Origin of the sequence: Streptococcus pantholopis, from assembly GCF_001642085.1 — a bacterium.
Lineage (GTDB): Bacteria > Bacillota > Bacilli > Lactobacillales > Streptococcaceae > Streptococcus > Streptococcus pantholopis.
In genome coordinates, this window is the sequence record NZ_CP014699.1 from 2,014,676 (window position 1) to 2,027,509 (window position 12,834).

The 12,834-nt window shown below is 42.7% G+C and carries 11 protein-coding genes; 2 read left to right on the forward strand and 9 right to left on the reverse strand.

What is annotated here, in order from left to right; genetic code table 11:
* The first annotated feature begins 69 nt into the window (after positions 1–69).
* Positions 70–528 carry a DUF3021 domain-containing protein gene (locus A0O21_RS09285; RefSeq protein WP_067064530.1) on the forward strand — a complete coding sequence of 153 codons (459 nt, stop codon included), beginning with the start codon at positions 70–72 and terminating at the stop codon, positions 526–528.
* A 132-nt stretch (positions 529–660) separates the two neighbouring features.
* Here A0O21_RS09285 and spx read toward each other — a convergent pair whose 3' ends face one another.
* From spx to argR, 9 genes are all read right to left on the reverse strand, one after another.
* On the reverse strand, positions 661–1,059 hold the full coding sequence (spx, locus tag A0O21_RS09290; protein WP_067064532.1) for a transcriptional regulator Spx: 399 nt from the start codon (positions 1,057–1,059) through the stop codon (positions 661–663).
* 415 nt (positions 1,060–1,474) lie between these two features.
* On the reverse strand, positions 1,475–2,629 hold the full coding sequence (recA, locus tag A0O21_RS09295) for a recombinase RecA (protein ID WP_067064534.1): 1,155 nt from the start codon (positions 2,627–2,629) through the stop codon (positions 1,475–1,477).
* A 152-nt stretch (positions 2,630–2,781) separates the two neighbouring features.
* Positions 2,782–4,041 (reverse strand): competence/damage-inducible protein A, encoded by a 1,260-nt coding sequence (locus A0O21_RS09300; protein WP_067064536.1) that lies wholly within the window; start codon positions 4,039–4,041, stop codon positions 2,782–2,784.
* Between the two features lie 113 nt (positions 4,042–4,154).
* On the reverse strand, positions 4,155–4,739 hold the full coding sequence (locus A0O21_RS09305; RefSeq protein WP_067064538.1) for a DNA-3-methyladenine glycosylase I: 585 nt from the start codon (positions 4,737–4,739) through the stop codon (positions 4,155–4,157).
* Between the two features lie 112 nt (positions 4,740–4,851).
* Complete coding sequence (gene ruvA / locus A0O21_RS09310; protein ID WP_067064540.1) at positions 4,852–5,442, reverse strand: Holliday junction branch migration protein RuvA; 591 nt, start codon at positions 5,440–5,442, stop codon at positions 4,852–4,854.
* Positions 5,443–5,454: 12 nt separating this feature from the next.
* A complete protein-coding gene (gene mutL, locus A0O21_RS09315; RefSeq protein ID WP_067064542.1) occupies positions 5,455–7,392 on the reverse strand; it encodes a DNA mismatch repair endonuclease MutL in 1,938 nt (645 codons plus the stop codon).
* Positions 7,393–7,472: 80 nt separating this feature from the next.
* Positions 7,473–10,028 carry a DNA mismatch repair protein MutS gene (gene mutS, locus A0O21_RS09320; RefSeq protein ID WP_067064544.1) on the reverse strand — a complete coding sequence of 852 codons (2,556 nt, stop codon included), beginning with the start codon at positions 10,026–10,028 and terminating at the stop codon, positions 7,473–7,475.
* On the reverse strand, positions 10,018–10,368 hold the full coding sequence (locus A0O21_RS09325; protein ID WP_067065285.1) for a YlbF family regulator: 351 nt from the start codon (positions 10,366–10,368) through the stop codon (positions 10,018–10,020). Before A0O21_RS09325 ends, mutS begins: the two co-directional genes overlap by 11 nt.
* A 9-nt stretch (positions 10,369–10,377) precedes the next feature.
* The gene (gene argR / locus A0O21_RS09330) at positions 10,378–10,815 is read right to left on the reverse strand and encodes an arginine repressor (protein WP_067064546.1); all 438 of its coding nucleotides are present in this window, start codon (positions 10,813–10,815) and stop codon (positions 10,378–10,380) included.
* Between the two features lie 269 nt (positions 10,816–11,084).
* Here argR and argS point away from each other — a divergent pair, with 269 nt between their 5' ends.
* On the forward strand, positions 11,085–12,776 hold the full coding sequence (argS, locus tag A0O21_RS09335) for an arginine--tRNA ligase (RefSeq protein WP_067064548.1): 1,692 nt from the start codon (positions 11,085–11,087) through the stop codon (positions 12,774–12,776).
* The last annotated feature ends 58 nt before the right edge of the window (positions 12,777–12,834 follow it).

Here is a 12,834-nt window from a genome sequence, read left to right on the forward strand (position 1 = left end):
CGGACTTACCGTCAGTCGTAAACGTCTGAAGGCTTTGCAGCCTTTATATCTTAATAAAGGAGGATTCTCATGAAACACTTAAAACAAATTATCCCTTCTGCCTTTATCGGCGTAGGAATTGGTACGTTTGTCAACTTTATGTTCGTCCTTGTAACTGGCAGTGATTTCAGCTTTGGACTTCCTGCTTTCATTGAGCAGTTTCATTCTGAAACTCTTGCTGCGGGTCTGCAGATTTGCATCTTTGCATTGTTAGGTATCAGTCAAGGATTAGCCAGCAATGTATTTAAACATGCTCACTATAAGCAAAATCTTTTAGCAATAAGCATCCTGCATTATCTGCTTATTGTCTTTCCTCTTCTCACGGCAGCTTGGTATTTGCGATGGTTTTCAGCTTCCTGGCTAGCTTTCCTTGCTCTGCTGCTCAGTGTCAGCTTTACTTACCTGCTTGTCTATATTTTCAACTATCTGTTAATAAGAAAAGATATCCTTGCCATTAATCAAGAATTACGGGAAAACAATGACACCTGATTATGGCTAGGCTCACAAAATAACTGCCGTTAATCCTTTCATAAGAGAAGTGAAATTCAAAAAGCCCATAAACCTGCAGGCAGGAATAATTCCTGCTAAAGCAAATTTATGGGCTTCTAACTGACTATCTGCTTACAGAGCCGCACGAAGACGGGCTTCTGTATTTTCTACATTGCGAATAGAGCGTGGCAGAAAGGCACGAATATCATCTTCTTTATAACCTACCTGAAGTCGCTTATCATCAATTAAAATCGGACTTTTAAGAATCCGCGGATTATTCTGAATCAAGTCAATCACTTCACTGACGCTTAAATCTTCGATATTGCAATTAAGAGCCTTAGCATAACGGTTCTTTGACGAAACAATGCTTTCAATCCCGTTTTCTGTTTTGGTCAGTATAGCTAAAATTTCTTCTTTAGTCAGTGGTTCTTTTCCTAAGTTCTGTTCTTTATAAGGAAGCTGATGAGCATTGAGCCAAGTCTTAGCTTTTTTACAGCTCGTACAACTTGAAATCGTATAAATTTTAATCATGTTCATTCTCTCTTTCTATCCCATGATAGGTACATTGTAACATAGTTTATTAGACAATACATAGGTCTTTGGACCTATTTTTAAAATGAAACATAAAATTAATATTTGACTTCTGATTCTAAACTGATCTTACAGACAGTAAGCGGTAAGAAGGTTTTACGAGGCAAAAAGCGCCGTTATCAGCCTAAATCTGTAAAACAAAAACTGACCATTTCCATAAGCGGTAATGAATCAAATCAGAGATACTAAGGCTGTTTTGCTATCCCTCCTTAATTTTTAAGCTCAGGAAAAAACAGTCCACTGGACTGTAACATCGCCTTTTAATCTTTAAGCTCAGGAAAAAACAGTCCACTGGACTGTAACATCGCCTTTTAATTTTTAAGCTCAGGAAAAAACAGTCCACTGGACTGTTTTTTTACTCTTCAATTTCAATGGCAGCGTCAAGATCCAAGACAAGATCGTCTTCTTTTGTCTCTGCTTCAGGCTGTTTTTCAGCCTTTGTTGATGCTTTTGAGTTTTGATCTTCTTCCAGCATACCATATGCTATTCGAACTTGACGATCCACTTCATCAAAAATTTCAGGATGGTCTGACAGAAATTTTTTCGCATTTTCTGATCCCTGACCTATTTTTTCATTGTTGTAAGAATACCAAGCCCCAGCCTTTTGAATGATATCCAATTCACTGGCGATTTTCAAAAGTTCCCCTGTACGAGAAATACCTTCACCGTACATGATTTCCACAAAGGCTTCCTTAAACGGAGGAGCTACCTTATTTTTGACAACCTTAATTTTAGTTTCTTTACCGACATTGGTATCTTTGCTGCTGCCTGTCCCTTTAATCTGTGTGTTACCGCGGACGTCTAAACGCACTGACGCATAAAACTTGAGTGCCCGGCCGCCTGGAGTTGTTTCAGGGTTGCCAAACATGATGCCGACTTTTTCACGCAATTGATTAATAAAAATGGCGATTGTCTTTGTTTTATTAATTGAAGCTGAAAGCTTGCGCATCGCCTGACTCATCATACGTGCCTGCAGGCCTACATGGCTGTCGCCGATATCTCCGTCAATTTCAGCCCGCGGAACAAGTGCAGCCACAGAATCGACTACAACCAAATCAACAGCTCCTGAGTCAATCAGCTGCCCGGCAATTTCAAGTCCTTGCTCACCTGAATCCGGCTGAGATAAAAGCAGTTCGTCAATATTAACACCAAGAGCCTGTGCATAAGCTGGATCCAAGGCATGTTCTGCATCAATAAAAGCAGCGATTCCGCCTTCTTTTTGCGCCTGCGCCACAGCATGCAGGGCAACTGTTGTTTTCCCAGAGGACTCAGGGCCATAGATTTCAACGATACGCCCTTTAGGATAGCCCCCAACACCAAGAGCGATATCCAGTGCAAGACTGCCTGAACTCATGACCTGAACTTTTTGCTCAGCACGCTCTCCCAAGCGCATTACTGCTCCTTTACCAAAATCTTTTTCGATATTTTTTAAAGCATTATTCAGGGCCTTTTGCCGTTCATCCCCAAATTTTTTAGTAATTTCTTCTGTTTTTTTTGCTTTTTTAGCCAATTTTCTCTCCTTGTTACTAATGAAAGGTCTGGATAATAGTTAAGGGTCGGTAGATTTTCTGAATCGAAAAGTGCTCCTTTCTGCACTGACTTTTCCAGTCTTAAATCCTTGTCAAAACTTTACCTTACCAACCTTAATTATTATAGCAAATTTCAGTCTTTTAATAAAGTTTGGCGTATCAAATTGAAAGCGTGCAGTACTGTGATATAGCGTATGTCCGAACGGCTTCGGCTTCCTAGCTCCAGCTTAAGCGAATAGACTTTTTCTTTACTTGCAAAACCGATAAAAACAGTACCTGCCGGCTGTTTTTCCAATTCTTGAGGTCCGGCAACACCAGTCAGACCCAAGCCAAAATCCGAATCTGTCAGTTTCCGGGCCTGGTCGGCCATTTTTTCAGCAGTAAAGGCGCTGACTACACCATGAGCCTGTAAGTCTGTAAGGGGAATTTTCAGCATTTTTGCTTTTTCTTCCATACTGTAGGTTACAAAACCCCCGCTAAAAACCTGCGAAGCCCCGGAAAATTCTGCTAAACTCGCCTGAAACAGGCCGGCTGTAAGGCTTTCGGCCGCTGTTACGGTCTTTCCTTTCTCCTTAAGGAGGTCAAAGGCCGTACGAGCCAAGCTATTATCATCACCATAACCATAGTGTAAGTCGCTCAGACTCACACCATCCAGTGTTTTTATAGCCATAATCCGCTCTTCAAGCTTGTCGAGTTTAAGGCCGGCTGCCTCCTCACTGACCGCTTTAGTGGATAAGCGCAAAGTCACTTCGCCGGTTTTTGCATAAGGAGCAATGGTCGGATCAGTCTGATCTTTAATAACATCTGCTAAAACAGTCACCAGCTGGCTTTCACCGATACCGAAGAAACGCAAAACACGCGAGTAGAGCCGCTGATTGGACTGAGTTAAATAGGGGACAAGCTGATCTGTAACCATCGGAATCAGCTCACTTGGAGGTCCCGGAAGTACGACGTATGTGACTGCGTTCTGTTCGATGATTCCTCCGACCGCTAAACCTGTTGTATTCTGCAGTGGAACGGAGCCTGCAATCAGCTGGGCCTGCCTCTCATTATTTGGAGTTCTGGTAAATTGGGGGCGTGTTGCAAAAAATGCATCTAAACGCTGCACAGCTTGTTCATCAAACTCCAGATGCCGGCCTAAATACTTTGCCAGAGTCTGTTTCGTCAAATCATCATCGGTCGGCCCAAGCCCGCCGCAAAGTACAACAAGGTTGCTGCGGCTGCTGGCAATATCAATGACAGACAAAAGGCGGTTCTCATTATCGCCGACAACTGTCTGATAAAAAACGTCAATCCCTAATTCAGCAAACTTTTCAGATAAAAATTGGGCATTGGTATTTACAATCTGCCCCGTCAGCAGCTCGGTTCCTACCGCAATAATTTCTGCTTTCATTTAATCTCCTTTATTTATTATTCGTAATTTTTCTACATTCTAGCATAAATTTGCCAAAAATAAGAAAGAACTGACTCTAAACCAGTTCTTCATCGCAATGGTTAGCAACCTTTTTAGTGTATAGGGTTAAAAGTACAGTTCTGTTCATGGTCATTTACTAAGCCTGCTGCCTGAAGAAAAGAGTAAACAGCGACAGGCCCGATAAAAGCACAGCCTTGTTTTTTCAATTCTTTAGCTATTTTTTCGGAAAGAGGGGTCTTAGCAGGGGCTTCTTGGTAATCTGAAATCTCGTTATGGATTGTTTTGTTTTCAACAAAAGACCAAATATAGTGGTCAAACGAACCGAATTTTTTTTGAATTTCTAAAAAGGTCTGAGCATTGGTGCGTGTCGCAAAAATTTTTCGGCGGTTGCGGATAACGTCTGGATTTTGCAGAATTTTTTCAAGCTGAACATCTGTCATTGCGGCTACTTTTTCTATTTCATAATCAGAAAATGCCTTCCTGAAAGCTGAACGCTTATTTAGGACTGTTTCCCAAGACAAACCAGCCTGATAGGTTTCCAAACAGAATAATTCAAACAGGGCTCTTTCATCATGTAAAGGCCTTCCCCATTCTCTGTCATGGTAGTCCACATATAAGGGGTTGCTCATCTTAACCCAGCCGCAGCGTTTCGGCTCCTGACTTCTCTTATCTTTCATTTCTCAACCCCCTCTTTTTTCTTTGACAGACTTTACTGTCTTGCACTGCAGATTAAGGCCTGGAAATTCGGGCCTTACTGTACAAAAATACAGCTTGTTCCTAGGAACGCTGCTATTTCATAAGCATTTTCAGACCGGATTTAATATAGGCTTCTGTTGTTTCATCTGTTCCTTCAAAAAAGGAGCGGATCTTCTTCAGCTCGCTAGCCTTATAGCCCAGAGCCAGAAGTGCTTCTATGGCCTCATCAAGTGCAAAATGATCAGATGGACTTTCTTTTTGGGTCTTCCTGCTTTCTGCCGGCTCAGCAGTAAATTTACCAGCAAGGTCTAAAACCATTTGCTGAGCCGTTTTTTTCCCGATTTTAGGAAATTTCATTAAGTATTTAATATCGTTGTTGTCAATCGCTCTGACCAGCCCCTGATTATCACTGACGGCAATAATAGCCAAAGCCGTTGTCGGGCCGATTCCTGAGACTGAAATCAGGTGTAAAAAGACAGATTTCTCGTCTTCACTATGAAAACCATAGAGGAGCTGAGCGTCTTCACGAACAACCAGGTGCAAATAAATTTGAATATCCTGATTCACTGCATCTGAAAAACTATAGGGATTGGCGACATTGACAATGTAGCCGATTCCTCCAGCTTCAACAACGATGTATTTTGCAGTAATTTTTGTCAGTTTTCCCTTGATATAATCGTACATTTTTTCGCTTTCTTAATATTTCCCCAGTTCCCGTAAACTGGTATGATTTTCTTGAATCCGCCTGAACATTTTTTCCATATCCGATTTTGTAAAATGGATCAAAACCGGCCGGCCGTGCGGACAGTTATAAGGATTCTTGCACTGGGACAGCTGCAACAGCAAATCACGTGCGGAATAGTCGTCTAGGGTGTGATTGGCTTTGATGGACCGTTTACAGGACATCATGATAGCCAGTTCAGCACGGTAGGTTTTTACCGAGAGTTCGTTTGTCAGCAAAAGCATGTCGCACATCTCATAAACTCCCGATTCAATCTCTTCTTCCTGCATCCAGATAGGGTGTTCCCGTAAGATAAATGTGTTTTCACCATAAGCTTCCAAGTGGATACCGACCTGATTGAGCATCGGCATCTTTTCTTGAAGGCTGATAAAATCAGCAGCTGAAAATTCAAAGAGATAGGGAACTAGAAGCTGCTGTAAACTGCTGTCAACATCTCCGATTTTTTCACGATAGTATTCATATTTTACACGCTCTTGTGCTGCATGTTGATCGATAATGTAGAGCCCTTCGGCACTTTGAGCAAAGAGATAGGTGCCATGCATCTGCCCAAAGTACTCTAGCTCCGGAAAATGCGACTGCTCTTCATTTTCCAGCTTATTAAGCAGTTTGCTGATTTTTGATTTATTCTTGAAATCGATATCAGGATGCTCCTGATCATAATTTTCTGCTGAATTTCGGCTGGCATACCTGACCGTAGACAATGTGTCAAGCTCCTTTACAGACTTGTCAACTTCCTCTAAAGGTACAAAAGCTTCTTCGATGTTTTCATTTTGCATAGAAAAGCTTTTCTGATATGGCTTAACCTGTGCTTTACTATGCTGTAAAGGCAGGCTGGTCTGTTCAGGTTTAAAAGCTGTATGTGTACTGGACTTGGCCAGATTTTCAAGTGCATCAGGAATCAGATCATGCTCACTAAGGCTTTCTGCAATGGCTGAACTAATCAGCTGCATCAGTTCACGTTCCTTTGAAAGACGAACTTCTTGCTTAGTGGGGTGGACATTGACATCTGCTAAGTAAGGATCGATCTGGATATCGATCACAGCAATCGGAAAGCGGCCAACCATAAGTTTAGAGCCATAACCTGACAAAATAGCGCGGTTAAGGAGAAAATTTCTGATATAGCGGCCATTGATAAGGATAGTGATATAATTGCGGTTGGCACGAGTCAGCTCCGGCAGGCTGACAAAACCGGATACTTCAAAATCCAAATCCGCATTCGAAATTTCCACCATCTTTTTAGCCGTATTCAGACCATAGATACCAGCGATAGCCTGACGCAGATCGCCTGCACCGGCCGTCTTAATCAGCTGTCGCCCGTCACTGATCAAAGTAAAAGCAATTTCCGGATGGGCCAGACTGAGACGGTTGATTACATCAACAATATGAGCCAGCTCCGCCTGTAAACTTTTCATATATTTAAGACGGGCCGGTGTATTGAAAAAGAGATTTTCAACAGTTACTTTTGTCCCTGCCGGTGTGGAGATGGGCTCTTCCTTTTCGATTTCACCGCCTTTAGCAACTAAAAGTGTGCCATGTTCTGCTGATGCAGTCGCTGTTTTCATAGTAAAAGTACTGATAGAGGCAATGGAAGGAATCGCTTCCCCCCGAAAACCCAGCGTCCGTATACGAAAAAGATCTGCCTGATTTTTAATTTTGCTGGTTGCATGGCGCTGCAGACTCAAAGCGACATCAGACTGCTCAATCCCTTCACCGTTGTCTGTCACTTGAATTTTTTTGAGGCCAGACTCTTCGATTTCAATAACAATCTGCGTGCTGCCAGCATCAATAGCATTCTCAGCTAATTCTTTAACAACACTGGCCGGCCTTTCAATCACTTCGCCGGCAGCAATTTGATTAGCTAAAATTTCTGGTAATTCTATAATTTTTGACATGTTTTTCCTCACTTAGTCAGTAGCCATAAAACCAGTTTCAGCAGATGAACTCCAGGCTGCAGAATTAAAACAACTCGAGGCTACAGCATTTTTTGCAGTTCAAAGAGAGCGTTCATAGCTTCCATTGGTGTAAGGTTGATAACATCAAGATTCTGCAATCTTTGAATAAGGTCTTGATGGGAATTTTCTTCTGCAAATAAGTTTAGCTGTCCTGCCTGTACCTGAGAAGACGGACTTTCATCAGACCCTTTTTCTGACAAAGGGATATGGGCTGCAGCAGCTTCCAGATTTGTTAAGATATTATCTGCTCTTTTTAATAAAGTTTGAGGCAGACCGGCAATTTTAGCAACATGAATGCCATAAGATTTATCAGCTGGGCCGGCAGCAATTTTATGCAAGAAAGTCACTTCGCCATCTCTCTCCAAAGTCGTAACATGGACATTAACAAGATGAGGCAGATCATCAGCCAGCTCTGTTAACTCATGGTAGTGAGTGGCAAACATTGTTTTAGCACCAATATTATGATGAATGTACTCAATAATAGACTGGGCTAAGGCCATCCCATCATAAGTTGCTGTTCCTCGTCCTAACTCATCAAAGAGGATCAGAGAATGTGCCGTTGCAGCTTTTAAGGCCTGGTTAGCTTCCATCATTTCCACCATGAAGGTTGATTGACCGGAAATAAGGTCGTCTGCCGCACCGATACGTGTATAGATTGCATCAAAAATCGGCAAGTCAGCCTTATCAGCAGCAACAAATGCTCCCAACTGAGCCATGATAACAGTCAAAGCCAGCTGGCGCATGTAAGTTGATTTCCCGCTCATATTCGGTCCCGTAATGAGCTGGATATGCGTTTCTCTATCAAGGTCGATGCTGTTTGGGATGTACTCCTGTGCTCCCATAACATTTTCAATTACTGCATGACGGCCGTTTTCAATAGCAATTGTTTGTTCATCATTAAAGCGCGGCCGCACATAATGATTATTTTCAGCAACAATTGCTAAACTTTGCAGAACGTCTACTGTCGCAAGAGCCCGAGCCAGACTTTGCAGCCGAGAGATATAGCTTTCAACCTGCCTGCGGATACGCATAAAAATCTCATATTCAAGATTAGCTGATTCTTCCCGCGCTTCCAGCATTTCCCCTTCAATTTTTGCCAGTTCAGCTGTCCCAAAACGCTCAGAATTTTTTAAGGTTGCTTTGCGAAAGAAATAGTCGGGTACTAAAGAGAGGTTGGAATTAGTAACATGGAAATAATAGCCATCTTTTCTGTTGTAATCAATCTTCAGGTTAGTGATACCGCTGGCTTGGCGTTCTTTGTTTTCAATATCAGCAATCCAGCCTGTACCTTCACGTATAACCTTACGGTATTTATCCAGTGTCTCATCAAAGCCAGTACGAATGATATTGCCTTCTGTAATGATGGCTGAAGCATCAGGGTCAATAGCTGAGCTGATAAGACTTTCTAATTCCGGCAGAGTGTCAACTTGCTTGACAATCTTGTCAACCTCCGGAGACTGAAAGCTTTCTAAAATCTTTTTTATCAAGGGGACTTGGGTTAAAGTGTGGCCCAGCTGCAGTAAATCTTTAGGATTAGCTTTCCCAAATGAAACACGGCTAGCTAGGCGCTCAATATCATAGACTCCTTTTAAACTGTCAGTCAGGTCACTCCGCTCAAAAAATGAATCCAGAAAGACCTGAATAATATTCTGCCTTTCTAAAATAGTTTCTCGGCTCACCAGCGGCCGGTCAATCCAGCTGCGCAGCAGACGCATCCCCATGGCTGTCTTTGTTTTATCTAAAAGCCAGTAAAGGCTGCCATGCTTTTTACCGGTTCTGGCGTTTTCTAAAAGGTCTAAGCTAGTCTTACTGGTGTAAGACATTTGCAGATAGTTTTTAAATTCATAATGGATTAGCTGCTGTAAATGGCTGAGCTCACGTTTTTGCGTCTGCTGGATATACTGAAGAAGTTTTTCTGCGGCAGAAATTTCAAGCGGTGACAGGTTAGCATCAATCAGATGAGGAGCTTGCAGTCTTGTCTCCTCCTGTGATAATAAAAGATTCATCTGCTGAGTCAGTATCTGTTCCTCATGCTCAGATAAATCATAGCCGATAACCAGTTCACGCGCTTTTAGATTCAGAATCTCACTGCGGACACTGAAAAAATCAGTCATCAGAGTGGCATAAAACTCACCTGTGGATAAATCCATGTAAGCTAGACCAAAATCAGCGCCATCTGAATCAAGGGCTACTAAAAAATTATTAGCGCTGTCCGGTTTGGCAGAATCGACGACTGTTCCCGGTGTGATGACCTGAACGACCTCCCGTTTCACAACACCAACCGCCTGCTTGGGATCCTCCATCTGTTCAGCTATAGCTACCTTGTGACCTCTCTCAACAAGGATGTCAATATATTGCTGGGCCGAATGATAGGGAACACCCGCCATAGGAATCGGCTGATCAGCATTCTTATTGCGGCTGGTCAGGCTGATTTCTAAGATTTGTGCGGCTTCGACAGCATCATCATAAAACAGCTCATAAAAATCTCCCATCCTAAAAAGCAAAAAAGCATCTGGATATTCTTGCTTAACATCCAAATACTGCTGCATACCTGGAGACAGTTTTTCACTTGTCATCAATTAACTCCTTGTTAATCTTTTCCTCTAAAGTCTTGGTAATATACTGCAGAAGGTCGCTGGCATCCTGCATTTTCTCCCGGTAATCCTGAACAACAGGCAAACGAGACAGCTCCTGTTCCAGCTCATCAGCTTTGTAGCCGGCTTGTGATGCGGCCTGGTCTTTTTCAATTTTTTGAAACAAAACAGCGTCTTGCTGGTAGGCCTTCATTTTATGGGCCAGACGCTCAAGCTCAGGCAGTTCTTTAACATGCTGTTCGGCTTTTTGAAAGGCCTGAACACTGTCGTGTTTGCGAACAGCTGCCAGCAATTTTTCTACAGATTCCTCAAATTGACGCATAGCCATCACTCACAAACCTGCCAGCAGATCCTGTTCAAAGGCTGCAGCCGCAGCACTGTCCCTGCAGATAAGAAGCAGCGTATCGGCTCCTGCAACCGTCCCCAGCAAATCAGAGAGCTGGGCGCTGTCAATAAGATTGGCCAAAACATCAGCCTCTCCTAAATTCGTATGCAGCACTAGTATAAACTCTGCACGCGCTACCTTTAGAATATAGGAGCGAATAACGGGGGTAAAGCGGCTGGCAGAGGAGCTTGACAAAGTATAATAGAGTTTTCCGTCAGCATCACGGCGTTTGAGAAGACCGATTTCACGTAAATCACGGGAAAGGGTGGCTTGAGTAACCCGTATTCCTTCAGCTTGCAGGGCTGTTTTTATCGCTTCTTGTGTACTGATGTGGCCTGTTTGAATAAGCTGTCTGATCTTAGCTTGTCTTTCTGTTTTATTCATTCATCTTCCTTTTAACTGTCTGTTTGTACTTAAAATTATAGCAAAAAACCCTGAATATTTCAGCTATCCTCTTTGCTCCTACCAAAGAGGGACAGAGAAGTTTTGTGCATGCTTCTTGATCTTCAGCCTGAGCAGGCGTTTAAGACTGAAAATGATTAAAAACCAGCATTTCCCTCAATATCAGTCCATACAATTTAGCAAGTGAGTCTCGTTTAATTTCAAGTTTTGTGTTAAAATAATGTGACTACTTATTTGAGGAGAAATGCTAGATGGATACAAAATATCTGATCGCCGAAAAAATTAAAGAGGCCGTTCCTGATTTAGAGCTGTCTGCTATCACAAATTTACTGGAGGTTCCAAAAAATTCCGATATGGGAGACTGGGCTTTCCCAGCCTTTACTTTAGCTAAAAGCTGGCGTAAAGCGCCCCAGATGATCGCTTCAGAGATTGCTGAAAAAATTGATTCCGAAGATTTTGAAAAAGTCGAAGCTGTAGGCCCTTATATCAATTTCTTTTTAAACAAAAACAAGCTTTCAGCGGATCTTATCGCACAGGTTATCTCACAAGGTTCTGATTATGGCCGGCAAGATCTCGGAGAAGGGGGCAGTGTGACAATCGATATGTCCAGCCCCAACATTGCCAAACCCTTTTCAATCGGACATCTGCGCTCTACGGTTATCGGAGATAGTCTGTCAATGATTTTTCAAAAGCTAGGCTACCAAACCATTAAAATCAATCATTTAGGTGACTGGGGCAAGCAGTTCGGACTGCTTATTTTAGCTTATAAAAAATGGGGACAGGAAGAGGCTGTCAAGGCCCATCCTATCAAAGAACTGCTTGAGCTCTATGTCCGTATCAATGCTGAAGTTCAAAACCATCCTGAGTTGGATGATCAGGCGCGTGAATGGTTCCGCAAACTGGAAGCCGGAGATGAAGAGGCCCTGGAACTTTGGCAGTGGTTCCGAGAAGAGAGCCTGCTTGAATTCAGCCATCTTTATGACCAGCTGGGAGTCACTTTTGACAGCTATAACGGTGAAGCTTTCTATAATGATAAAATGGCAGAAATCATTGACCTCCTGACAGCCAATGGACTGCTTCAAGAGTCCCAGGGAGCACAGGTCGTAAACCTTGAAAAATATGGGATGGAGCACCCTGCCCTTATTAAAAAATCTGATGGTGCCACACTCTACATCACGCGCGATTTAGCAACAGCCCTCTACCGCAAACGTCAGTACCAATTTGCTAAATCGATTTATGTAGTAGGAAATGAACAAGCTGCTCATTTCAAACAGCTCAAGGCCATTCTTAAAGAAATGGGCTATGACTGGTCTGATGATATTGTTTACGTTCCATTTGGTTTAGTGACTAAAGGCGGCAAAAAGCTGTCCACACGTAAAGGAAATATTATCCTTTTGGAACCAACCCTTGCTGAAGCCATTAAGCGGGCAGCAGACCAAATCAATGCTAAAAATCCTGATCTTGCTAATAAAGACGCTGTTGCTCATGCTGTTGGAGTAGGAGCCATTAAGTTTTATGATTTGAAATCCGACCGAATGAATGGCTATGATTTTGATTTGGAAGCAATGGTTTCCTTTGAAGGTGAAACCGGTCCTTATGTTCAGTATGCGCATGCCCGCATCCAATCTATCCTGCGGAAAGCCGCCTTTTCGCCAGATGCTGCTGCCACTTACAGCCTTAATGATAAAGAAAGCTGGGATATCATTAAACTGATTCAGGCTTTTCCTGATGTCATCAATCGGGCAGCAGATCGATTTGAGCCTTCCCTCATTGCTAAACATGCGATTCATTTAGCTCAAAGTTTCAATAAATACTATGCCCACACCCGTATTATTGCAGAAGATGCTGAACGTGACAGCCGGCTTGCTCTTTGCTATGCAACAGCCACTGTGCTCAAAGAAGCGCTACGTTTGCTTGGAGTTGAAGCGCCAAATGAGATGTAAATATAGGGATTTCCTTTTTGCTGCTGTTACATTAACAAACAGAGCAAAGCGTGATAAT

Bases quoted from the DNA above. Each gene is read 5' to 3' on its own strand.
- A0O21_RS09285 (WP_067064530.1), top strand. From the start codon at position 70: ATGAAACACTTAAAACAAATTATCCCTTCTGCCTTTATCGGCGTAGGA.
- spx (WP_067064532.1), bottom strand. From the start codon at position 1,059: ATGATTAAAATTTATACGATTTCAAGTTGTACGAGCTGTAAAAAAGCT.
- A0O21_RS09300 (WP_067064536.1), bottom strand. From the start codon at position 4,041: ATGAAAGCAGAAATTATTGCGGTAGGAACCGAGCTGCTGACGGGGCAG.
- A0O21_RS09305 (WP_067064538.1), bottom strand. From the start codon at position 4,739: ATGAAAGATAAGAGAAGTCAGGAGCCGAAACGCTGCGGCTGGGTTAAG.
- ruvA (WP_067064540.1), bottom strand. From the start codon at position 5,442: ATGTACGATTATATCAAGGGAAAACTGACAAAAATTACTGCAAAATAC.
- mutL (WP_067064542.1), bottom strand. From the start codon at position 7,392: ATGTCAAAAATTATAGAATTACCAGAAATTTTAGCTAATCAAATTGCT.
- mutS (WP_067064544.1), bottom strand. From the start codon at position 10,028: ATGACAAGTGAAAAACTGTCTCCAGGTATGCAGCAGTATTTGGATGTT.
- A0O21_RS09325 (WP_067065285.1), bottom strand. From the start codon at position 10,368: ATGCGTCAATTTGAGGAATCTGTAGAAAAATTGCTGGCAGCTGTTCGC.
- argR (WP_067064546.1), bottom strand. From the start codon at position 10,815: ATGAATAAAACAGAAAGACAAGCTAAGATCAGACAGCTTATTCAAACA.
- argS (WP_067064548.1), top strand. From the start codon at position 11,085: ATGGATACAAAATATCTGATCGCCGAAAAAATTAAAGAGGCCGTTCCT.